Here is a 22,931-nt window from a genome sequence, read left to right on the forward strand (position 1 = left end):
CCTAGACCACTATGATTATCAAACCTAAGGTTCGCGGTTTTATCTGCACCACCACTCATCCGGTGGGTTGTGAAGCCAATGTTCGTCGTCAGATTGCCTATACCAAAGCGCAGGGTAAGATTGCCAATGGCCCTAAACGTGTGTTGGTGATCGGTGCATCTACCGGTTATGGTCTGGCATCCCGTATTGCCACTGCGTTTGGTAGCGATGCTGCTACTATCGGCGTGTTCTTTGAGAAAGCGGGCACCGAGAGCAAAACGGCCACTGCGGGTTGGTATAACTCCGCAGCCTTTGACAAGGCAGCAAAAGAAGAGGGCCTTTACGCGAAAAGCGTCAATGGCGACGCTTTCTCCAACGAGTGCCGCGCCAAGGTCATCGAACTGATTAAGGCTGATTTGGGCCAAATCGATCTGGTTGTTTACTCACTCGCCTCGCCGGTTCGTAAAATGCCCGACACGGGTGAAGTGGTGCGTTCGGCATTGAAGCCTATTGGTGAGGTTTACACCACCACGGCAATCGATACTAATAAAGACCAAATCATCACTGCGACGGTTGAACCTGCCACTGAAGAAGAAATCCAGAACACGATCACCGTTATGGGTGGCCAGGATTGGGAACTTTGGATGTCAGCCCTGGAAGGTGCCGGCGTACTGGCCGAAGGGGCCAAGTCTGTCGCGTACTCCTACATTGGTACCGACCTTACCTGGCCAATCTACTGGCATGGTACGCTAGGCCGCGCCAAAGAAGATCTGGATCGTGCGGCAACGGCTATCCGTGACGATCTGGCTGCTAAAGGTGGAACCGCTCACGTTGCCGTGCTGAAATCCGTCGTTACCCAGGCTTCTTCAGCCATTCCTGTTATGCCACTGTATATCTCAATGGCATTCAAGATTATGAAGGAGAAGGGCATTCACGAGGGCTGCATAGAGCAGGCTGAACGCTTGATGCGTACTCGCCTGTATAGCGACAATATGCCGTTGGATGATGATGCCCGTATCCGCATGGATGATTGGGAATTGCGTGATGATGTGCAACAGGCATGCCGCGATTTGTGGCCGTCAATCACTTCCGAGAATCTGAGCGAACTGACCGATTACGCAGGCTACAAGCAAGAATTCCTGCGTCTGTTTGGTTTCGGCCTGGAAGAAGTTGATTACGATGCGGACGTTAACCCAGACGTACGCTTTGATGTCGTTGAACTCTGAGTTTACCGTTATCAAAATCACAGGGCCTAAGGGCCCTGTGAGGTTTTAGCAAAACGTTATTTTAAAGCATCTTCAGAAAGAGCCAGCGCCACGCGAGTTGAAAGTGCGTGTAAAGCAATACCATGTAGCATTTCACTGACCGTGGTCGATGCATCCGTCAATACGGTGACTTTCTTGTAGTCATCAGCACGCCGTGACAGGGCAGTATGCGTTACGCAATTCTGTGTCATCATGCCGCATAGAATGAGTTCGTCCACGCCAAGATTTTGCAACGTTTCATGCAGATTTGTCCCTTCAAAACTATCCGCAAAATGCTTGATGACGACAGGGGCATTGGGCGCTGCAGCCAGAATTTCAGCGTGAATTTTGACACCCTCGCTATCCTTGTTGAAGAAAGGGGCGATGCCGTGTGCAGGGTCAGCAATATGCTGTACATGAATCACGGGAATGCTTTTGGCTTTGGCTTTGCCAATAGCCTTCACGATTGAAGAAAGTGTGGCTTCTGTATTGGCTAAAGGGAAGGCCCCCGAAGGGAAATAGTCGTTTTGCAAATCGATAATGATCAGCGCCGGTTTGCTCATGATAGGATCCTTGATGATGTGGGAAAGGGCGGCGCTTACGCCGCTCTAAGATTATATCAGCCGTAACGCTTGTTAATCTTCATCATCGTGTTCGTCATCTTCGTCTAAAACCACTGGGCTGTTAAATCCCTCAGGCTTGAGTGCCAATAGGTCACATTTAAGATGATCGATAACGTGTTCAGCAGTATTACCGATGAACGCAGCAGAAAGCCCGGTTCTGCCAAGCGTTCCCAATACCACAACACCGGCCTTCAGATGTTCTGCCAAATCCGGGATCACCTCTTCCGGTAGACCCTTTTCGACATGCGTGAACTCTTCACTTATGTTGAATTTTTGCCTCAACGCCTTCATAGCGATCAGGTGCTGCCCACGGATCGCATCGTTATAAACGCTTGGGTCAAAATCAGGTAACTCAATAGCAATATTAATAGGTGTTACCGGGTAAGCACCGACCAGATGAACTTCGGTCTGGTTGACGTTTTTTGCCAGTTCGAGCGTTTCCTTCACCAGCCGGATATTAAGCGGATCGTGATAGGGCTCTTCACTGGAAAGGTTAACCGCAACCAATGCTTTCCCCCCTTCAGGCCAGGGTTGGTCTTTCACCATCCACACCGGGCAAGGGCATTTCCGCAACAGATGCCAATCAGTGGGAGTAAAAATCATCGACTCCAGTCTGTCGTGTTGATGAGCCATCTTCAACAATAGATCGTGATTGCTGCTCAAGACTTCCTGAATAATGGCCTCGTACGGCCTATTGTGCCACACAACTTTGACTTCGATCGGAACACCATCTTCAAGATAGAAACGGCATTGTTCATTGATCCACGCTGCGCGTTGGCTAATTACGCCTTGTCGCATCGCAGTCCTTTCACCCGGTGAAAGCAGGGTGGTCATTTCGTAAGAGAAGTCATAAATAGGAAGGAAGGCCTTGATACATCCGCCGTTCCGTTTGACCAGGTAGACCGCCCGGCGGAGTGCCGGTTGATCGTCCTGATTAGGGTCAATAGCCACCAGAAGATTCTGATACTTCGCCATAAGGCCTCCATACAGCTGTAGATCAACAGCCTGCTCAATTACAGAGTAACCCAACATTGAAAAAGAGAACAGCTACAGAGAAGTCGCTGGCCAATAATTTCAGAAAATTATTGGCCAGGAGTAAGATCAAGAACTTATGGAAACGCTAGACCGTGATGTCCCAGCCAGTTGTGACAAAGCATCTACGTTTTCGATGGTAATGTATTTGCCCTTCACGCTGAGAATTTCGCCTTTCTGGAAACGCCCCAACAATCTGCTGATGGTTTCAACCGTCAGACCAAGATAGTTACCGATATCACCACGAGTCATGGTTAAACGGAATTCACGCGGCGAGAAACCACGTTCGGCAAAACGACGCGATAGGTTATACACAAATGCTGCGAGCCGCTCTTCAGCATTTTTCTTCGACAGCAACAGGATCATATCCTGGTCGCCTTTGATCTCACCACTCATCAAGCGCATGATTTGTTGACGCAGGTTTGGCATTTTGCCAGAAAGATCGTCCAGCGTTTCAAAGGGGATTTCGCATACCATTGAGGTTTCCAGCGCCTGGGCAAAGCTTGGGTGCTTCAGGCCGCCAATAGCGTCAAACCCCACCAGATCGCCTGCCAGATGGAATCCGGTGATCTGTTCGTCACCCTGTTCGGTGATGGTATAGCTTTTGATGGTTCCAGAACGGATCGCGTATAACGACTTGAGTTCGTCGCCAGCTTTGAACAGCGTCTGGCCTTTCTGAATCGGCTTTTTCCTTTCGATAATGTTGTCGAGCTGGTCAAGCTCATGCGTGTTGAGGGTAAAAGGAATACACAACTGGCTGATACTGCAGTCTTGGCAATGAATTGCACAACCACCAGACTGAATACGACGAATCACGCGTTTTTCCGGGATCATAGATTACGCTCATGCAATAATTGATATGGGTCAATTTTAACATCTTTTGCGTCAAGTGATAAGTACAGCAATACCAAGAACAGGGGCATTATGTGTAAATTTCAAACACCACATCTATCGATTACTCTGTACTTTAGAAAATTCTATTGATTCTTGATTATAAAACCGAGATTGCATCGGGCGGATGGACTGCAAAGTAAACTACATTCATTACTTGCATCACAAAATTATGCTTTGTCCCTTTTATGCCAAACTAGCAAAGATGATATCCATCAATGATTTTATCCTCCATTTAAAAATCAATATTTCAGAGCTGAAAATAGCGGGGTAGGTGCAGAGATTGTCCTTGAGATTTGGGAAGATCGTCCACTGCACCTAATTGGACAGGTTCGATGTTCCCAGATCGACAAGAGCCAGCCTGATTACACCAGACTGGTTCGTGGATTAATGCGCAATATTCTTGGCTAAGGCCTCGGTATTGGCCGTTGCATAGTGCGGTACGCTATTATGACCCGGCTGATCGACTTTAACGACCAGAGTCAAGACCGCAGCCACCAGGTACAATCCGCTATAAACCCAGACCACACCGACGATATCAAAGAATGGCAACACCATTGAAGCGATAGCCGGGGCTGCGAAGTTGCTCAGGCCTGCGGACAGGTTGTAGATCGAAATAGCGGCACCTTTATGGTTAGGTTCCAACACCGGGAACACCGCAGTCATCGGCACAAAGGCTGCAACGGTGATCCCCAGCATGACCGCGGGGATTAATGCTACCCAGAAGTTGTGGCCGAAATAGACCGGCAGATAGTAGAACGCCAGGCTCGATATAGCGCAGCCAATGCAGCCAAACCAACGTACCTGACGCAGCCAGCCGATTTTTTCCCCCAGAATACCCCACATGATGTTGGTAAAAATGGTGACAAAGAAGAATACCGCCCAGATTTGCAACCATTCCGACATAGTGAACCCTAGTCGGCCGACAAACAGCATCGGCATGATCACCGCAAAACCAAACAGGGATAGGGTATTGATGATACGGATCAGGCAGGAGAGAAAAATATTGCGGTTGGTGAACAGGATGGTTACCGCGCGAGAAAGCTCTTTGAGCTTTTCTTTTGGCGTCAGATCGGCCTTAGGGCTGTTTTGCCCCACGTTACGCAACAGCACCAGTGCCATCAGACCACCGGCAACCACCCAGGCAATGGCAAACCACAGAGTACCGGTTTCACCAATCAACGGGATGGTAAAACTGGGCAAATAGCTACCGACACAGCCGATACCGATAGAGTACATGGCCCAGAACCAGCCCATAGCCGATGAAAGCTGCTGCTTAGGCACATTCTGTACCACTAACATCACGAATGAATAAATAAAAAGCGGATAGGCAAGACCACGGATCCCATAGAAAAGCAGCATGAGTGGATAATTACGCATGCCCAGGCCAAAGGACATAAACAGCACGTGCATCACTACCCACAGGATGAAACCGATGCGCATTGCTTTCTGTGGGGTGATAATTTCGGCGACGACTCCAGAACTCCAGGCGGCGAGTGCTGCCGCCAGGCCATACACAGTGAACACCAGTGCCGATTGCGCAGGTGAGAACCCCATATCAGTAATGTGTTTCGACAGGAAAGCCATCTCAAAGCCATCACCACTCATAAAAACCGCAATGGCAATGTAGCCCCAGAACAGGTTCATCGGCAGCCCGAACCAGTGCTTGTGTGATTGTTGCATCGCAAACTCCAGAAGACGTGTAGGGTAACAGGTTTGTTATTATTTATTTCGCCAGGGTTATGCCGGGCGAAGCGCCAACTGCTGTTGATATAATTGCCGGTACATGGCCAAACGCGCGGTAAGCATCGGTTGGCGTTCTCCATCAGGTAGGAAATGCTTCTCGATGGTGGGTTTGTGGCAAACCTGCGCTACCGCACCGCCTGCCGCCAGCCAACCTAAGCGTGCCGCGCCTAGTGCACCGCCAGCCTCGCCGCCCTGGTGGGTGACAATAGGGAGGTTGAGTACATCGGCTATTAGTTGCGCCCAGTGCTCGCTTCGCGCACCTCCGCCGATCAGTGAGCATTGCGTCAAATGGGTCCCGGCCTGGGACAACACATCCAAGCCGTCTGCTATGCCGAATGCCACGCCTTCCAACACTGCATAACCCATGGCTGCACGTTGATGACTATGTGTCAGGCCGTGGAAGGCACCTGTAGCCAGCGGATCATTGTGTGGGGTTCGCTCGCCTGAAAGATAAGGCAGAAATATCGGTGCCAGCCGCTGTTCTGCTTTATTCATTTGCGCTATTTCTGCCAGCAGCGTGGTTTCATTGCTGCCTACCAGTTGGCAGAACCAACGTAGGGCACTAGCTGCGGTCAGCATCACGCTCATCTGATGCCAACGTTCAGGCAGTGCGTGGCAAAACGCATGCACGGCAGATTGTGGGTTTGGGCTGAAACGGTCATTTACGGCAAACAGCACACCGGAGGTTCCGAGAGAAATAAATGCATCACCGGGATTAACCGCACCGATGCCGACTGCGCTGGCGGCGTTATCGCCACCACCACCGGCGATAGTGACGTTGTCACCTAATCCCCAGGCGCGAGCGATGTCTCCTTTCAGTACGCCAGAGGCTTCACTGCCTTCAACCAGCCGGGGCATATGGTCGCGAGTCAAACCGCAGGCGGCCAGCAGAGAGTCAGACCAGTCCCGTCTTGCCACGTCGAGCCATAGGGTGCCTGCTGCGTCCGACATATCGGAAACCTTGTCACCACTCATCATCCAGCGCAGGTAATCTTTTGGCAGCAGCACTGTCGCCACTTGCTTGAAGATCTCGGGCTCATGTCTAGCAACCCACAGCAGCTTTGGCGCAGTAAACCCTGGCATGGCCAGGTTACCGGCAACCTCGTGCAGTTCCGGTGCACTGAGCGTTAATTGCCGACATTGCTCGGCGCTGCGCGTGTCATTCCATAAAATAGCGGGCCGTAACACTTGGTTATCGCGATTAAGCAGTACAGCACCATGCATCTGGCCGGAAAGCCCCAGCGAGCAGATCTGCGGCCACTGCTGGGGCATTTTGGCGCGCAAGCGCGCCACTACCGTTTGTGTGGCTCGCCACCAATCGGCAGGATCCTGTTCAGCCCAGTGGGGATGAGGGCGTTGCACCTCTAACGATTCGCCCGCGCTGGCGATAACCGTACCGCTGGCATCAATGGCCACGGCTTTTATTTCTGAAGTGCCTAAATCGAGTCCTAAGTACATGCATCGCTCCCGTTATTTTGCCAGCCAGTGATTAACTTTGTTGATGGATTGACGCAGTAGTTGGCTAAAGGGCTCACTATGGGCCAGGGTGCTGAACAATTTTTCATCGCTAGCAAAAGCGGTTACCGGATCGGCAGCATTGAACATCAGATGTACGGCAGCCGCATCGAGAATGCCGTCCTGATATTCGTAAGGCAGTTGGCCCTGGTGCCAGCGCTGCATAAAGACAAAGAATAACGCTGGCAACATTGCCGTGGCTTTCGGTTCCTGGCCGCGCTGATAGCACTCCTGCAACGTGGGAGTAATAAACCCCGGGATTTTGGAGAAGCCATCGGCGGCGACACGCTGGTTGGTGTCACGGATATAGGGATTACTGAAGCGTTCCAGAACAACGTCACGGTAGTTGGCCAGATCTAGGGGGCTAGGGCTGAGAGAAGGAATAACATCCTGGGTGACATAGTCGTAAGCCAGTTGGCAGATATCAGGGGTGTCAGTACTTTCATGGATGTAGCTTTGGCCAATCAGCGTACCGGCCCAGGCTATGCAGCTATGGCTGGCATTGAGAATACGGATCTTGGCTTCCTCATAGGGCAGTACAGACTCCACCATCTCGACGCCAACGTTCTCCAGAGCAGGGCGACCGGCGATAAAGTCATCTTCTATCACCCATTGGATAAAGGCTTCCCCCATCACTGGAACACGATCCTGAAAGCCAGTTGCCTCAGCGACGCGTTCCGCGACGTCTGGCGCAGGCCTTGGCGTGATACGATCAACCATGGTATTTGGGCAGCGGGTGTGGCTTTCGATCCAGGCAGCCAGCGCTTTTTCTTGGCGCAACTGGAGGAACTGCATCAGCCCGTGGCGGAAGCGCTCTCCGTTATGGCGCAGGTTATCGCAGTTCAATAACGTGACAGGGTCACCATTGAGCTGTTTTCTATAAGCCAGCAATTGCGCCATAGCGCCATAAATAGTCCGGCATCCTCCCTTTAGATCAGCCTGAATGTCAGCATTATCCCGATCCAGATTGAACTGGTTATCCAGGTAATAACCCCCTTCAGTGACGGTGAAAGAGATTACACGAGTTTCTGGCTGTGCCCCCTGAGCGGTCAGTGCTGCCAACTCCTGGTCCCAGGGAATAACCTTACTGATAGAGGTGATGGTTTCGTACTGTCTCTCACCTTTTGGCGTCACCGTTTCCAACACATATTGACCATTTTGCTCGGCGAGTGCGCAGAGTAATGGCGTTGCGTCATCGCGGATGTTAGCGAGCGCAATTGACCAGCGGTTATCGCCAGCGGCAAGCAGACGGTGCAGATACCAGGCTTGGTGTGCACGGTGAAAAGAACCGGCACCTATATGCAGCCAAACGGCTGAGGAAGCATTTGTAGGCTTGTTCATAGCGTTCTCCGTTACAGATAGTTTTGAGCATTTGCCCTTTTATTGGGTATTTGCCCGAATAATGGCGAATAGACTAATTAAACTTTTGCCCATTAAATGGGCTTTAGCTCACAAAAGCGCAAATCGATATCACGGCATGGGGGGAATGCCGGTAAAATGGGGTATTAGCGTCAAAAGGCAGAATGGCAATATGATTAAACACGACAAAAAACTGGATCAGGCGGCGCGTGCTGCCTGGATGTACTACGTTGCGGGGCAGACTCAAAATGAGATTGCTGATGCGCTTGGGGTTTCGCGTCAGGTTGCGCAGCGTCTGGTTGCGTTGGCGATCGACAACGGCTTAGTCAGTGTGAATATCTCGCATCCTGTGGGACGATGTATGGCGCTGTCTGCCCAGCTTGCTGAACGTTATGGTCTAAGTCTGTGTCAGGTTGTCCCCAGCCAGGGCATGGAACATGCCGGAGTGAACAGGGCGGTGGCGGTGGCTGGCGCGGAGGTTATGGCGCAATTCTTGCGCAATGAACAACCTTTAATTATTGGTGTAGGTTCTGGCCGCAGCCTCAAAGCGGCAATTGATGAGCTGCCGGAGCTTGAGCGGCCACAGCACAGTTGCGTCTCTTTGATTGGGGCAATCGCCTCGGATGGTTCCTGTACTCGTTACGACGTGCCGCTGTGGTTGGCGGAAAAAACCCAGGGGCGTTACTTTATTCTGCCTGCGCCGCTGTTTGCCGATAGCGAACAGGATCGTGCCCTGTGGTGTAACCACCGCATCTATCGCACGGTCAATGAGAAGGCCAGCCAGGCTGACGTTACCTTTATCGGTATTGGCAGTATTGGCTATCACTGCCCACTGCATAAAGACGGCTTTATCTCGGAACAGGATGTTGATCGTCTTTCGGCGGATAACGCAGTGGCAGAAATGCTAGGGCACTTTATCGATGGTAATGGGAACCGGGTCGCCAGTGAGCTTGACCAGCGTCTGACCAGCGTCAACCTGCGCCAGCGCCCAGAAAAACCGGTCATTGCGCTGGCGGGCGGACAGGAAAAGCGTCTTGCTATTCGCGCCGCCTTATCAGGCCACTGGATCAACGGTTTAATTACTGACGAAGAGAGTGCGCAGGCGTTGCTGGTTGATTAGGCGCTGCCAAATCATCATCAAAAGAGGCGGCGGCAGCCGCTACTCGCGCAAAAAACCTTCGTGCTTGAGCAGCCATTGTTTGCGTTGAACACCGCCAGCATAACCGGTCAGGGCACCTTGTGCGCCAATCACCCGGTGACAAGGTACAACGATGCTGATGGGGTTAGATCCATTAGCCATGCCAACTGCTCGAGAAGCGGTTGGTCGGCCGATGCGCTTAGCCAATTCACCGTAAGTGATAATTTCTCCACAGGGGATTTTGCGCAGTTGCTGCCAGACGGTACGCTGGAACTCAGTGCCAGCGGTCATCACCGGCACACTGTCGATAGCCGCCAGTTCACCGGAGAAGTAGCGCTGCATAATATCCGTCAGGCCTCCCGGGTTGCTTTTATTCTGCAAGGTGAACGGGACTCTTCGATAGTGCGTGTTCAACAGCTTCATTAAACGGGCCTCATGATCTGTCCAGTCAAGCGCCCGCATATGCCCCTGTTCGTCACCGATCAATACCAGTTCACCGACCGGCGTCGGCATACGATCAATGAAAAAAGTCTGCATCTGGTTAACTCCTTGTGTTCGATGCCAAGATTATTACATGAAACAGGCAGTCACGATGGCGGATTTCGGACATGAAGTCGGCTCTATCTCTCGACGACAGAATTGGTCACCAGGAACACACAACTCTTAATCATTTGCCATAGCTGACATTTCATTTTTTCGTCACGAAATGGACATGTCAGAGTCATGCTCCGGGCTTAAGTTTGCATTGATGTAGCCAAGCAATATCCAAGCATTGACCGTAAACAACGTTCACGTGCAATCAAAGGACACTGCCAAGGAGATAACAAAAATGTTCAGTTTGGATACCTTGCTGCAAGATGCATTTCCGCACCGTTCGCCCCCAGCTTGGCAACGTAGCCTGCTTAGAAGCTTACTCTTCGAAAAAGAATTCAAACAGTTTGCCGCCGACTATCCACATCTGAAAGGATTGGATTTGGTTGAGCAAGTAGTTGATTACTTCAATCTGAGCTGTGAACTGGTGGATGGCGATCTGGAAAATATTCCCAGTCAGGGACCGGTAGTGTTGGTGGCCAACCATCCTATCGGTTCGCTGGATGGATTGGTGCTACTGCGGGCAGTGGCAGCGGTCCGGCCTGATGTCAAAGTGGTTGCCAACCAGTTATTGAGCCATATCGAACCCCTGCGCAGCTTGTTTGTTCCCGTCGATAACCTCAGCAATCGCACCAGCCGCAACCAAATAGAAACCATGCAGGCCCAATTAGATAGTCAGGGAGCATTGATCCTGTTCCCGGCTGGGGAAGTGTCGCGCATAAGCCCTAAAGGCATCCGCGATGGTCATTGGCACACCGGCTTTTTACGGCTGGCTGCCAAGGCACGAGCCACTATAGTGCCGATCCACGTCAGCGCCCGTAACAGTAACCTGTTCTATTTTACCTCGTTGATTTACCGCCCCTTATCCACCTTATTGCTGGTACGCGAAATGTTCAAACAGCGCGGTGGGCGGATTAAGCTGCGCATCGGCGGGCGGATTCCTTTTGCGCATTGGTACGACGGTCATACCCATGCACGCGACCTTGCCGGGCGTTTTCGCCGCCATGTTTATCTGCTTGGCCAAGGGAAACCGGGGCTGTTTACCAGCGAATCAGCCATTGCACGGCCAGAAGACCGTTTGGAGTTGAAGAAAGCGCTGGCAGCTTGCGAACGGCTAGGGGCGACGCCGGATGGCAAAACCATTTTTCTTTATAGAAGGCAGAATGAAGAAAGGGTGCCTATTCTGCGTGAACTGGGTCGCCTGCGTGAGATTGCCTTTCGTGCGGTTGGCGAGGGTTCTGGAAGACGGCGGGACTTAGACAGCTATGACGACGATTATTATCACTTGGTTTTATGGGATGAGGAAGAGTTGGAGATTGTTGGTGCTTACCGATTTATTCCTACCGCAGAGCAATTGGCTAATAAAGGGCTGAATAGCATTTACAGCAACAGCCTGTTCCATTACGACGAGGAGATGACACCAATCCTCAAGCAGGGCATTGAGCTGGGCCGTAGTTTTATCCAGCCCACTTATTGGGGGAAACGCGGGTTGGATTACCTATGGTTGGGCATTGGTGCCTATCTGGCAAAATATCCGCAATATCGTTACCTGTTCGGCCCTGTTTCCATTTCAGCCAGCATGCCGACGACCGCTCGCGACCTGCTGATTGCCTTCTACCGTCTCTATTTTTCGCCAGAAAATGCCATGGCTCAATCACGTCAACCTTATCCTGCTTCGCTACCGCAGGTGCTAGCGCAGTTTGCTGGCAATAGCTACCAACAGGACTTGGTTCGTTTGAAAAGCCTGCTGAACAACATCGGCTGCTCGATCCCAACGCTATACAAACAATACGCAGAACTCTGTGAACCGGGCGGCGTACAGTTTATCGACTTTGGTACCGACCCGGCATTTAACAACTGCATAGATGGCCTGGTATTGGTCGATTTGAACCACCTCAAGCCCGCGCGCTATCAGCGCTATATTGCGGTTCATAAGGAGGGTAAAACTGCAGTTGGTGAACGGTGAGAAAATCGCCTAGAATTAGCGATTTCCTCGCTGGAGTGATGTATGTACCACCCCTATCCCCCCGAACTATTATCTGCTGACGATCCTGGTGCGGTAACGATTGAACTACCCCAGGCCACATCTCCCTACTTAATACTGTGCGATCATGCCGGTCAGGCTATCCCAAAACGTCTGGGCGACCTCGGTCTGGCTGCGGGGGAAATCGATCGTCACATCGGTTGGGATATTGGGGCTCTGGGACTTTCCCGTCGGCTAGCGTGCCAGATAGAAGCAACATTGATTCATCAGCATTACTCACGTTTGGTGATCGACTGTAACCGTACGCCAGGGAGTTTCAGCTCGATCCCGCTGGTATCGGAATTAACAACGATCCCTGGGAATCATCATCTCAGTGCGGCTGAAATCGGGGCACGCGAACAAGAAATTTTTCAGCCTTATCACCAAGCTATTGAGCAGACGCTATTAGCACGAAGAGAGCATGGGAAACCCAGTGCTGTGATTGCGTTGCACAGTTTTACCCCTGTTTTTAAAGGCGAGGCGCGGCCTTGGCAAGTGGGGCTGCTATTTAATCGTCATCCTCAATTTGCGTTAATACTGGCGGAGTTACTGCGTGAAGAAGGGGACTTACAGGTAGGAATAAACGAGCCTTACGCCATGACGGATGCGACCGATTACACGCTGCCAATCCATGCCGAACGCCACGGATTGCCTTATGTAGGTATCGAAATTCGTCAGGATTTGATTAGCGACTCTGAAGGCCAAGCCGCGTGGGCTGAGCGTTTTGCCCGCTTATTACCGCTATTATGGCAACGCTGGGAGCGGGAATTTGGCGTTGATGGCGGAGGGCAAGAAAGGTAAGGGCATCATTGTATTCGACTGAAATAAAATGCATTTTCCAATTAAATTGCTCTGGTGGTAAATCGGTTAAAGCATAATGTTTAGCAGAAAACGCTGAGTTATCTGTTTGCGCAGTAAAAGAGTGATGGGTAGTGCTAATGGTCATTGTTAAATGAATCATTTTTTACACATCTGTATACCCGTTTGCGGTCGGTCATCGGCAAGATTAAGTTATGTCAGGATCTGAAGGTGGTGCAGCGCTGAAATGTTGTGTCTAATAAGCGGCTGGTGCCCGATATTACTGACTTTGGCTACGCACAGACTGCCGTGTAGATCCTGTGCTGAACACCAGACTCGCTGAGATGGCTGGAACTTATGCGTGGTAATTTAGCGCCTGTTTTGCAACTGTTCTAACAAAGCTTTGGTTAGCGCATGGTCAGAGAAAGGGTTTTGGCCGGTGATCAACTCACGGTCAACGACGACATTAGGTGACCAGGCCTTTGCCTGTGACAACTCGCCGCCAGCAGTTACCATGGCTTTGGCCGGGTAATAACGGATCTTGTCCCCGTTCAGCGAGTCTTCAAAAATCCGCTCTTCTTCATCGGCAAAAATAGTCATGCGGTATCCATTATAGATCCAGTTCTTCGCCTGTGGCGTGTTGCCCTGAATCAGCCCAGTTTCAAAATCTTGTGGGGCGTCTTGCGCGGCCAGCAGGGTAATCGGGCCGTGGCAGATAGCGGCTGTAGGCTTGCCTGCGGAGTGAAAATACTTCAGTAGCTCACCCACCTGTGGGTCATTGGCGAGGTCAATCAACGGCGCATGGCCCCCTGGGATCAACAGACCGTCATATTCAGAGAGGTCACCAGCCAGTACATCTGACAGTTTATGCGGCTTATCAATTCCGGGTAGGCTTGCCACCACCGATTGAATTCGCAGCATTTCTGCGTTATTGCCGCCAAAATAGAGAGGATTAACCGAACGTTGGTCAACGCTCGGTGCCTGGCCGTTTGGTGTAACCAGCACCAGTTCATATCCAGCCTTTTGCAGACCATCAGCCGGCACGCCGAACTCATTGAGGTAATACCCGGTAGGATAGGTTTTTCCCTCTTTAAGCGGTAATTGGTTTTCACCTGAAAGCAGTACCAATATCCGGCCATGGGTTTCTGCTGCCTGGGTGGTGGCACTTATGCCTAGGCAAAGCAGCAGGGTAGTCACATATTTCGCTAATCGCATAACAAATATCCGAATCAGAAAGGTTTTATAACAGCAGTTTTAGCAACGTTTCAGCAGACGCCGGGTTTTGCCCAGTAATCAACAGATCATCTACCGCGACGTGGCTCTGCCAGAATTTTCAGCACGGCTGTAGTGACCGCCGTTAGCTTTGAGCATCTCTTCTACCAGGCGAGGCCAAATTAATATCTGCACCTGCATCGCGGAAAACATAATAAGGTGACGCAAACTCTTCCAGCCAAAAGCCGGTTTTGTGACCCGTGTTACCCAGCTTGTCGTGAGAGGTTAGTACCATCAGGATTTTCATCATTTTCTCCGTTGAGCGCCGTGGCGCGTGAATCAGTGAACTGGATGGCAGCTTAGGCGAATCACTATAATTCTAAAAATCAAAACTTTTCATTTCAGGTATTCAAAAAATGAATATAACCATACAACCTTGCAGCTGCGTCTCGATGGCGAATTCAGGTGAACTGCATCACGAAGTTTTGATGCGTGCTGGAAGCTCGTTGATCAAAGCGAAGGGTTGTGGAGAATTGCCTACGGCGGCAATTGCGTGAAGCGCCATGATTCTTTAACTTCAGATAGATTTTCAGCATCTACGAAGTGGTTTATTAATAGTGGACAGAGAGTAAGTCAGGATAATTAAATTGCTTATAAACAGTTAATTACCTTCTTGATGTGGGTTTTGGCTCTATTGGCACACAAACCCTAAAATATGGGAAAACGCAATGTCTGATCCTAACGCGGTAAAAAGCCATGACATCAGTGCACCACCGAGCAAAGCCCAACTGTTTATCGGCTTTCTGACGCTTGGCCTGATAGGTTTTGGCGGCGTGTTGCCTCTGGCGCGTAACATGCTGGTTGAACAACGGCGCTGGCTGAGCAGTGAAAAATTCACCGAGCTATTGGGATTGTGTCAGTTCTTACCGGGTGGCAACGTCATCAACCTCTCTGTGGCGGTAGGGATGGAATTCCAGGGTGTGCGTGGTGCCCTTTGCGCCTTGCTGGGATTGATCTGCGCGCCAACCGCCATTGTTATCGGGTTAGGGGTGGTTTATGCCCGCTATCAGAACGATGCCCATGTGCAACACGTTTTTGCCGGGTTAGCTGCTGCTGCGGCCGGATTACTGCTCTCTACCGCAATAAAAATGCTCATGCCGCTGTGGGGCAAATGGTTGCCGCTGATGATTGTCGGCATTTGTCTGGTAGCAATCGCCTGGTTACGCTTTCCGTTGCTGCCGACCATGCTGGTGCTGGCCCCAGTAAGTATTTTGTTGGCATGGAGGAGACCTTGATAATGGCTATTTTACTCTCGCTGGCGATCATTTTTACCGAACTTTCGCTGATGGCATTCGGCGGTGGGATAACCATTTTGCCGGAAATGCAACGGCAGGTAGTGGAAGTACACCAATGGATGAGTGCGCAGGAGTTCAGTGCTCTATTTGCCATGGCGCAGGCCGCGCCGGGGCCGAATATGATGATCGTCCCGCTGATTGGCTGGCATGTGGCGGGGTGGGCTGGGTTATTGGTTTCATCGGTTGCCAAATTCGGGCCATCCTCGTTGGTAACTATTCTGGTTCTGGGAGCTTGGAAGCGTTTTAAAGACCGACCATGGCGGCGCATTGTGCAGACAGGGCTGGTCCCAGTAACGGTCGGTCTGGTCACCGCCAGCGGCGTATTAATCGCAGAAGCCTCCGCTACCAACTGGCAACTGGCGCTGTTGGTTTTAGTAGCCACACTGGTCAGTATGAATAAGCGTATCCATCCGCTATGGATCCTGGCCGGGGGCGCAGTGTTGGGGTTGTTAGTGGCTTAACGGCAAACCGTGGAAAGTAGCGCCTGAAGGAAACTATCACGCTTCCCGCATACCGTAATGATGACGAGAACATATCGGGCACTGTCCACTTTGTTCGTTCCACGCGAGAAATAGGCGGTGGCAGCTAGAACAGGAAACTTCTGTTACCGCCAGTTCAGTGGTACTACATTCGTAGTTCTCCTCCAGCTTTATGGCGTTGGATAAACAAATAGCCTCACAGCAACCACAACCGGTGCAACTACGGTGCTTGAGTGTTATCGATTCGCGGTTCAACTCAATGGCGGACTCTGGGCAAATTCGCGCGCAAGCCCCACACAAAAAACACTGATTTTCGTCTAACAGGATCTGATACTCACTGACTGCTTGGAAAAGGGCTCTGCGCATCCGTCCTCCCTGCGTGGCTCTCCCAGTCTTGCTGTTGTTGTCTATCTGCAACCAATGACGACGCGTTTTATCAACGGCAGTAGCAGGTGGCGGGACGATCCTCCACAGCGGCTGCTTGAGCTGTTTAAGCCGTATGTTGAGAGTCGCAATCGCCATGCCCCATCCAGGGTTAAGTGCCAACTCAAACTCAACGGCCCGGATATGATATTCGGCGTGCCACATAAGAAGCTCTCCAACGCTCGGGGCCATGTTACTTAACGGCATCACCAGCGTGTTGTCCCGATAATGTCGTAACGGAGGGACTATTTTATCCACTCCGCCGGTTGGGCAAGCAAACAGGCAGGCACCACAGGAGATGCAGTTTTCTGTATCGAAATTGACTTTCCCATCGTTCAATGTCACCGCACCTGAAGGGCATACCAGTGCGCAAGCTTGGCAGCGGCTGTGCTTGACAATATTGTGTAAACAGGAGCTCCCAGCCCCGATTTGGGCTGGAAGAATTTCAATTGAAAACGGTTTCATCAGTTGATGCTGAAGAAACTGAATCGTAAAGATACTTCGGCTACAACGACCAAGGCGCTCCCCAATGCCAGCATCTTTTTGTTGGTACGATGAGAGCGTAGGCTGAGCGCCAACGCACCTGCGCCAGCAGTCAGAATCACCCAGGATGCGGTACGAACAGTGCTTAGTTGCTCAAACGCAATAAGCGGTTGATGAGGGAAGGTCACCGCTTCACCATTGCCAGCGTGGGCGAGAAAAGCCATATAAAGCGGCTGTGCAAGCAGGCGGAGCAGCGTCGTGACAACAACCAATATCACCGCAGTCACCGCCACCCGCTTAACCAACAGTGCAGATAGGTCTGGCCGAGCGGCAAGTGACCACAAACAGGCGACAGCCCCCAGACTCAGTGCTGAGCCATAGAACATTAAGTAGGTATTGAAATGCATCCAAGTCACCACGGAAGAGTGAAAATAGATAGCACTCATGCAGAAGACATCGACAATACCTAGCAATGAAGCCAATACCAGTAAAATGGGCCAAACACGCTTTGAGAATATCGCGATCAGTGTCGCCACCCCTAAGACCGCAAGATAAAGGCTGGCAAAGATGATTTCCCGGCTCAGCCATGAGCTCTCAAAATGCGTTAGAGCGTGAAATGCATTCAGCGGGTACCCCAGATGGGTGGTGGACGCTATCAAACCTAGTGCCCCGGCGATAAAGACGACCAGCATCGAGGGGCGCGCCAAACGGCATTTCTCTGCGCCATCAAGGCTTCCATTGGCATAAATCAGGGTAAAGGTGGTAAACACCGTAATACCGACTGAGCCTTGAATCAGTAGGGTAAAAATGATGAGAGGCCATTCATGCATGATTATTTACTCCCCTGTTCTGCACCCTGGTGCGGTGTGATGACCAGATTTGGATGCGTAATGGTGGAGTCAGGTAACCCCCGCACATCACTGGTATCGCCGTATTGCGCACGGAGTTCATCAATCGGGCCAAACTTGATTGCGCCTAACGGGCAGGTTGCCACACAGATAGGCTGTTCACCCGCTGCCTGGAGATCGATACAGAAATCGCATTTTGACATTTGACCGGTTGCCTGATCGAGTTGAGGGGCACCGTAAGGACAGGACCAGGCACAGTAGCCACAGCCAATACACTTATCCGTATTGACGCGCACAATGCCATCACCAGGGCGTTTATGCATCGCCGTGGTTGGGCAATTCACTGTGCAGATTGGATCCTGACAGTGGTTACAGGATATCGATAGGGTGTAAGCATAAACATTGTTTTGGAACCCACCTTGACCTGTAGGAACGAAACCACCACCTTTGACCTCGTAAATACGACGGAATTTCCGCCCAACCTCCAGGTTATTCTTGTCTTTGCAGGCGACCTGACAGGCCTTACAGCCTGAACAGCGGGATGAGTCAATATAGAAACCAAGCTGGCGCTCGCTGACCGGAGCATAATCGATAAACGTATTCATGCTTTTGCCACCTCCACAAGCATGGTTTGGTGAGAGTTACCCTTTGCCAGCGCCGTAATACGCGCAGAGCTGAGAACGTTGGCGCAGCCGCCATGATCCACGCCATCTGCATCAGGTTGCCACCAGGCTCCCGCCTGCATGGCGACGACACCGGGCATAATACGTTGGGTAACTTCTGCTGGGAGCTGCGTAATGCCCCGATCATTATGCACGCGCACTAGGTCACCTTGCGCTATGTCCCGGCTTTGGGCATCTGCAGGATTGATCCATAATTTCTGGGTTTGTGCTTCTTGTAACCAGGGGTTTGCATACTGCGTTGAATTAGCACGATTCTTGCCTTTCCAGGTAATCAACTGCAGCGGGAATTTTGCCGACAACGAATCTTCTGGCCCTTCATGAGCTGGAACATAATGGGACAACGCAGGAATTTCAGCATGATGCATATCGTAGAGCCGCTAGGAAAAGATCTCGATCTTCCCGGACGGAGTAGGGAATGGATGGTTTTGCGGGTCGCGAATATTATCTGCGAAAGCAATATGCGGTTTCCCCTTGAACAGATGCCGGCGCTTAACCATTAGCTCATCAAATGTAGGCAGATGTTCATCCGGCATTGCCTGCCGGGTATTCTCCCAGATTTGTACAATCCACTCTTTTTCTGTACGCCCTAAGCTGAATTCTTTTTCGATACCCAGTTTTTTTGCTACTTCACATAACCAGTCGTAATCAGAGCGGCGCTCAAATTCAGGCTCGATCAGTTTCTCTGACAAGATTAAATAGCTGGCGGTGCCCCAGGTTTCCCCAATATTCCAGCGCTCCATAAAACTGGTTTCTGGTAATAAAACATCGGCATATTTTGCACTGGGTGTCAGATAAAGATCGCTTTGAACAATAAATTCAATTTTGGATTCATCAGCCAATACTTTAACGGCTTGATTGATATCCGGGTCAGGGCAAGATCACGAACGTTTTATGAGCAAGGCTATCCTGTTTGACTGAGTGTACAAGCTGTGATCTTATACTCCCTTTTACGGGAGCATCACCATGTCTATCAACGCCTTTTCAGAACACTTCGCTGACCTGCAAGATCCCCGGCAGACGGCCAAGGTCGCCTATTCCCTGTTCGATATTCTGTTTCTGACAGTCTGTGCGGTGGTCGGCGGAGCCGAAGGTTGGCAAGATATTGAGGATTTTGGCGAAGCTCATCTCCCATGGTTTCAGAAGCGAGGGCTTTTCCCCGCAGGATTGCCCGTTGACGATACGATTGCCAGAGTGATTTCACGCCTCAACCCGGAGCAATTTCAATGCAGCTTTATCAACTGGATGCGTGCGGTAAGCTCCCTCAGTAACGGGGCTGTCATCGCTATTGATGGCAAGGTGTTGCGGAGGTCTTACAACCCTGAAGACCGTGCCTCAACCCTCCATATGGTCAGTGCCTTTGCCAGTGCCAATGGCGTGGTCTTGGGCCAGGTAAAAACAGATGCCAAGTCTAACGAAATTACCGCTATCCCCGCCTTATTGGCGTTATTGGATATTCGTGGTTGCCTGATTTCCATTGACGCCATGGGGTGTCAAACCGCTATCGCTGCCCACATTGTCGAAAAAGGCGGCGATTACCTGCTGGCCGTTAAAGGTAATCAGGAGCGTTTGTCCAAGGCGGTGCGCAAGGCGTTGAGTAGTGTAGTGCCCGGCATGAGTGATATCGCCTGCGTTGAGCAAAACCGAGGCCGTGCAGAAATGCGGGAATACCACGTTATCCCTGCCACTGAGGTCGCTCGTGAGTTCCCCATCTGGAAAGGGCTAACGACGCTGGGTGTAGCGATAGGCTACCGATACGACCCACAGGGCAAAGAGTCGCTGGAATACCGTTATTACATCAGTTCAGCGGAGCTAAACAAGGCTCAATTTGCCAATGCGGTGCGAAGCCATTGGTGCATTGAAAATCAACTGCATTGGGTGTTGGATGTCACGATGAAGGAGGATAACTGTTCGATTTATCGGGACAACGGGGCGGTAAATTTGGCGACAGTACGCCATATGGCACTTAACATGCTGCGTTTAGAGAGCGGTAAAAAGGCCAGCATCAGACGTAAACAGAAGATGGCTGCTATGAACAGCGATTATCTTGAACAAGTGATACTGGCAGGTATTAATGGGGTGGATAAAAAGTAAGCATACATGCGTTTGCCCTGATATCCGGGTTTTGGTTTGCCAAATAGTTACCCGCCAGTGAAAACAACAGGCGAATATTACTATTCAGTTTATCAGCCCCGGTAAGTCCCACTTCCGGGGTTACCTTACTGGCATCATCCGCCGCCTCTACCCAGTTCATTATGGCGATTTTTTCTTTCACCGGATTATCCGGCATTTCAGGACCAGTGGTGAACTTACGGCTACCTATACCACCATAGCCACCAGCCCATCCGCCTTTGATCCCCACGTTGCCGGTAATGGTAGCCAACAGGGTGGAACCTCTAGCGGTACGCTCGCCACAGTTATGCCGCTGTGGTCCCCATCCCTGTATCAGGGCGGCAGGTTTGGTAGTGGCATAATCACGCGCCAACTGGCGGATGGTCTGCGCGGGTACATGGGTGATGATTTCAGCCCACTCAGGGGTTTTCTTTATCCCGTCTTTAGCGCCCATGAGGTAAGCCACCAGCGACTCATTTGCTGGCACATCTTCAGGCATCGAACCTTCATCAAAGCCTAGCGTATATCGCTCAATAAAGGCCCGATCATGCAGGTTTTCACTAATGATGACGTACATCATCGCATCCATCAGTGCGTTGTCTGTTGAAGGCCGCAGAGGGATCCACTGATCGGCCAGCGACGCTGCGGTGTCTGAATAACGTGGATCAACAACGATAAAGCGTGTGCCGTTTTGCTTCATCTGTTGAAAATAGTGATTGGTATGACCAAAAATGGTTTCCGTGGGGTTATGCCCCCATAAAATAACCAGAGGGGTTTCACTCAGGGTATCGAGCGAATTACCACTCGCGGCGGCACCATAGGTGTAAGGCGTTGCGGCCCCGGTATTGCCCATGCTGACGGAGCGATAGTATGCCAGATATCCACCGGTCAAGTTGAGCAGACGGCGTGCCATTTGATCACCGGAGAAGGGGCCACCGGTTACTGCGGTATTATTGTGGACATAGCGCGAAGCGGCACCGTATTTCTCCGTGATCCGCTTAATGTTATCGGCAATCAACGTGGTAGCCTCATCCCAACTGATACGCACAAACTTGCCCTCACCGCGTTTGCCCACGCGTTTCATCGGGTATTTCAGCCGTTCGGGATGGTAAACGAATTTACGGTAACCACGCCCCCGGACACAGGCCCGCATGATGGGCATATCAGGATCCAATTCTGCATCAGGTAGTGTGGTGATGCGTGTAACAGTACCTTCCTGTATGTGGGCACGTATATCGCATTTTCCACCGCAGTCAAAGGTACTGCAGGTAGGAATTATGCGTTCTGGCGCAGGGAGCGCGGTTGTACCTTTGGCAGTATCTGCAGCATTGACAAACTTGACGCCGATGAAGGGGACCGTAGCCAATGCGCTACCGGCCTTGACGAAGTTACGGCGAGAAATCCCAGGTGGTGAATCGCTATTATATTTTTTAGTCATGATTATGGCTCAAAAAGAAATAGCATTATCTGATGGGGATTTTTTGTCTTCTTTGCGAAATGTCAAATGGCATACTTATTTAGAGTTAATGAGCTCTACGCGTATGTAAAATATGTATTTATTATTTAACCAATTTAAGACAATAAGCGGTTTCATTTATAAATCTGAATTATTCAGCAATATTACTGCTTTATTTTTACCGTATTTTTGTCCTTTCCAGCATTTTCCTGGGGCTGCCGTGGTTCCTACAACTTTCATGGATGCAGGAACCAAAATTATGAAGTTACAACGTCAAAGCATCATAGTTTTTGCGGCGGTAATTGAGTGCTGATAGCGCCCAGAGTATAACAAACAGGGCAATAGCAGCATAACCGACGCTGCCCATGTTGCTATTGAGGACCTCAACACCACGCCACAAACCACCTTGCAACTCCAGCTTATCCGCCAGCAAACCCAACCCTTCTAGGCCACCAATCACCAGAGCGATGACTATGCTGGAAGCGGTGATAGTCATGTTGTAATACAGCTTGCGCACCGGTTTATTAAACGCCCAGCCGTAGGCACCAATCATCACGAAATTATCCAGCGAGTCGATCAATGCCATGCCGCTGGCAAACAGTAATGGGAATAGCATGATCGACCATACCGACATACCGGACGTAGCACCTGCGGCAGAAATCCCCAGTAACGCACCACGCTGTTATCACGGATGAAAAAATTGGGTATATCTACCCGGTAAAGCCACGGTCTTTATCTACCGCTGAGGTTCCGCTCGGTGAAAACCACTATGCCTAGGCGCGCTATGTCCGCAGAGGTTTTGAGAATCATGTTGCTTTGACCCTCTTCTTGACGAAATGCGTTTGGTGAACAGTGTTTTTGAAATGTAAGGCCACTGTCACCGGGCTAATATTTTGTCTGCTCTCATATTTGCAACCGTGTCCCTATTCACAACATACCTGATG

The 22,931-nt window shown here is 50.9% G+C and carries 18 protein-coding genes and 4 pseudogenes; 7 read left to right on the plus strand and 15 right to left on the minus strand.

The window, feature by feature from the left end:
- Nucleotides 1-11: 11 nt before the first annotated feature.
- The gene (gene fabV / locus SAQUA_RS11540; protein WP_380673583.1) at nucleotides 12-1,205 is read left to right on the plus strand and encodes an enoyl-ACP reductase FabV; all 1,194 of its coding nucleotides are present in this window, start codon (nucleotides 12-14) and stop codon (nucleotides 1,203-1,205) included.
- A 56-nt stretch (nucleotides 1,206-1,261) separates the two neighbouring features.
- Here fabV and SAQUA_RS11545 read toward each other — a convergent pair whose 3' ends face one another.
- The 6 genes from SAQUA_RS11545 to dalD all read right to left on the minus strand — a co-directional run bounded on the left by SAQUA_RS11545 (nucleotide 1,262) and on the right by dalD (nucleotide 8,371).
- A complete protein-coding gene (locus tag SAQUA_RS11545; protein WP_380673584.1) occupies nucleotides 1,262-1,786 on the minus strand; it encodes a cysteine hydrolase family protein in 525 nt (174 codons plus the stop codon).
- Nucleotides 1,787-1,858: 72 nt separating this feature from the next.
- Nucleotides 1,859-2,821, minus strand: coding sequence for a universal stress protein UspE (uspE, locus tag SAQUA_RS11550; RefSeq protein ID WP_380673585.1), 963 nt, complete (start codon nucleotides 2,819-2,821; stop codon nucleotides 1,859-1,861).
- A 126-nt stretch (nucleotides 2,822-2,947) separates the two neighbouring features.
- Nucleotides 2,948-3,712: an FNR family transcription factor gene (locus SAQUA_RS11555; RefSeq protein WP_380673586.1), complete on the minus strand. Its 765-nt coding sequence runs from the start codon at nucleotides 3,710-3,712 to the stop codon at nucleotides 2,948-2,950.
- 444 nt (nucleotides 3,713-4,156) lie between these two features.
- Nucleotides 4,157-5,452, minus strand: a complete 1,296-nt coding sequence (locus SAQUA_RS11560) for an MFS transporter (RefSeq protein WP_380673587.1) — start codon at nucleotides 5,450-5,452, stop codon at nucleotides 4,157-4,159.
- A gap of 57 nt (nucleotides 5,453-5,509) precedes the next feature.
- Nucleotides 5,510-6,973: a xylulokinase gene (gene xylB, locus SAQUA_RS11565; protein WP_380673588.1), complete on the minus strand. Its 1,464-nt coding sequence runs from the start codon at nucleotides 6,971-6,973 to the stop codon at nucleotides 5,510-5,512.
- Between the two features lie 12 nt (nucleotides 6,974-6,985).
- Complete coding sequence (dalD, locus tag SAQUA_RS11570; protein ID WP_380673589.1) at nucleotides 6,986-8,371, minus strand: D-arabinitol 4-dehydrogenase; 1,386 nt, start codon at nucleotides 8,369-8,371, stop codon at nucleotides 6,986-6,988.
- A 190-nt stretch (nucleotides 8,372-8,561) separates the two neighbouring features.
- On the opposite strand from dalD, the gene SAQUA_RS11575 reads away from it, so the two are divergent.
- Nucleotides 8,562-9,509: a sugar-binding transcriptional regulator gene (locus SAQUA_RS11575; protein ID WP_380673590.1), complete on the plus strand. Its 948-nt coding sequence runs from the start codon at nucleotides 8,562-8,564 to the stop codon at nucleotides 9,507-9,509.
- A gap of 39 nt (nucleotides 9,510-9,548) precedes the next feature.
- Here SAQUA_RS11575 and ogt read toward each other — a convergent pair whose 3' ends face one another.
- Nucleotides 9,549-10,064 carry a methylated-DNA--[protein]-cysteine S-methyltransferase gene (gene ogt, locus SAQUA_RS11580; protein ID WP_380673591.1) on the minus strand — a complete coding sequence of 172 codons (516 nt, stop codon included), beginning with the start codon at nucleotides 10,062-10,064 and terminating at the stop codon, nucleotides 9,549-9,551.
- 292 nt (nucleotides 10,065-10,356) lie between these two features.
- On the opposite strand from ogt, the gene SAQUA_RS11585 reads away from it, so the two are divergent.
- Nucleotides 10,357-12,084: a lysophospholipid acyltransferase family protein gene (locus SAQUA_RS11585; RefSeq protein ID WP_380673592.1), complete on the plus strand. Its 1,728-nt coding sequence runs from the start codon at nucleotides 10,357-10,359 to the stop codon at nucleotides 12,082-12,084.
- Nucleotides 12,085-12,126: 42 nt separating this feature from the next.
- Nucleotides 12,127-12,942, plus strand: a complete 816-nt coding sequence (locus SAQUA_RS11590) for an N-formylglutamate amidohydrolase (protein ID WP_380673593.1) — start codon at nucleotides 12,127-12,129, stop codon at nucleotides 12,940-12,942.
- Between the two features lie 366 nt (nucleotides 12,943-13,308).
- On the opposite strand, the gene SAQUA_RS11595 is transcribed toward SAQUA_RS11590, so the two are convergent.
- Both SAQUA_RS11595 and SAQUA_RS11600 read right to left on the minus strand, forming a co-directional pair.
- A complete protein-coding gene (locus SAQUA_RS11595) occupies nucleotides 13,309-14,154 on the minus strand; it encodes a type 1 glutamine amidotransferase domain-containing protein (protein ID WP_380673594.1) in 846 nt (281 codons plus the stop codon).
- A gap of 166 nt (nucleotides 14,155-14,320) precedes the next feature.
- Nucleotides 14,321-14,458: pseudogene (locus SAQUA_RS11600) on the minus strand (type 1 glutamine amidotransferase domain-containing protein); the annotation flags it as partial.
- Nucleotides 14,459-14,879: 421 nt separating this feature from the next.
- Between SAQUA_RS11600 and SAQUA_RS11605 the strand changes: the two are divergent.
- Both SAQUA_RS11605 and SAQUA_RS11610 read left to right on the plus strand, forming a co-directional pair.
- Nucleotides 14,880-15,446: a chromate transporter gene (locus SAQUA_RS11605; RefSeq protein WP_380673595.1), complete on the plus strand. Its 567-nt coding sequence runs from the start codon at nucleotides 14,880-14,882 to the stop codon at nucleotides 15,444-15,446.
- A gap of 2 nt (nucleotides 15,447-15,448) precedes the next feature.
- A complete protein-coding gene (locus SAQUA_RS11610) occupies nucleotides 15,449-15,967 on the plus strand; it encodes a chromate transporter (RefSeq protein ID WP_380673596.1) in 519 nt (172 codons plus the stop codon).
- Between the two features lie 36 nt (nucleotides 15,968-16,003).
- Here SAQUA_RS11610 and SAQUA_RS11615 read toward each other — a convergent pair whose 3' ends face one another.
- From SAQUA_RS11615 to SAQUA_RS11630, 4 genes and pseudogenes are all read right to left on the minus strand, one after another.
- Nucleotides 16,004-16,753: a 4Fe-4S binding protein gene (locus tag SAQUA_RS11615; RefSeq protein ID WP_404413192.1), complete on the minus strand. Its 750-nt coding sequence runs from the start codon at nucleotides 16,751-16,753 to the stop codon at nucleotides 16,004-16,006.
- Nucleotides 16,754-16,872: 119 nt separating this feature from the next.
- Nucleotides 16,873-17,721, minus strand: coding sequence for a dimethyl sulfoxide reductase anchor subunit family protein (locus SAQUA_RS11620; protein ID WP_380673598.1), 849 nt, complete (start codon nucleotides 17,719-17,721; stop codon nucleotides 16,873-16,875).
- Between the two features lie 2 nt (nucleotides 17,722-17,723).
- Nucleotides 17,724-18,344, minus strand: a complete 621-nt coding sequence (locus SAQUA_RS11625) for a DMSO/selenate family reductase complex B subunit (protein WP_380673599.1) — start codon at nucleotides 18,342-18,344, stop codon at nucleotides 17,724-17,726.
- Nucleotides 18,341-19,291 (minus strand): annotated as a pseudogene (locus SAQUA_RS11630) (molybdopterin dinucleotide binding domain-containing protein); the annotation flags it as partial. The pseudogene SAQUA_RS11630 and the gene SAQUA_RS11625, both read right to left, overlap by 4 nt.
- A 94-nt stretch (nucleotides 19,292-19,385) precedes the next feature.
- Between SAQUA_RS11630 and SAQUA_RS11635 the strand changes: the two are divergent.
- Nucleotides 19,386-20,513 carry an ISAs1 family transposase gene (locus tag SAQUA_RS11635; RefSeq protein ID WP_404413090.1) on the plus strand — a complete coding sequence of 376 codons (1,128 nt, stop codon included), beginning with the start codon at nucleotides 19,386-19,388 and terminating at the stop codon, nucleotides 20,511-20,513.
- Here SAQUA_RS11635 and SAQUA_RS11640 read toward each other — a convergent pair.
- A pseudogene (locus tag SAQUA_RS11640) lies at nucleotides 20,512-21,969 on the minus strand (molybdopterin-dependent oxidoreductase); the annotation flags it as partial. The gene SAQUA_RS11635 and the pseudogene SAQUA_RS11640 overlap by 2 nt on opposite strands.
- 283 nt (nucleotides 21,970-22,252) lie before the next feature.
- Nucleotides 22,253-22,657 (minus strand): annotated as a pseudogene (locus tag SAQUA_RS11645) (HoxN/HupN/NixA family nickel/cobalt transporter); the annotation flags it as partial.
- Nucleotides 22,658-22,931: the final 274 nt, after the last annotated feature.

Source organism: Serratia aquatilis (assembly GCF_044865145.1).
In the GTDB taxonomy this organism is placed as follows: Bacteria; Pseudomonadota; Gammaproteobacteria; order Enterobacterales; family Enterobacteriaceae; genus Chania; species Chania aquatilis.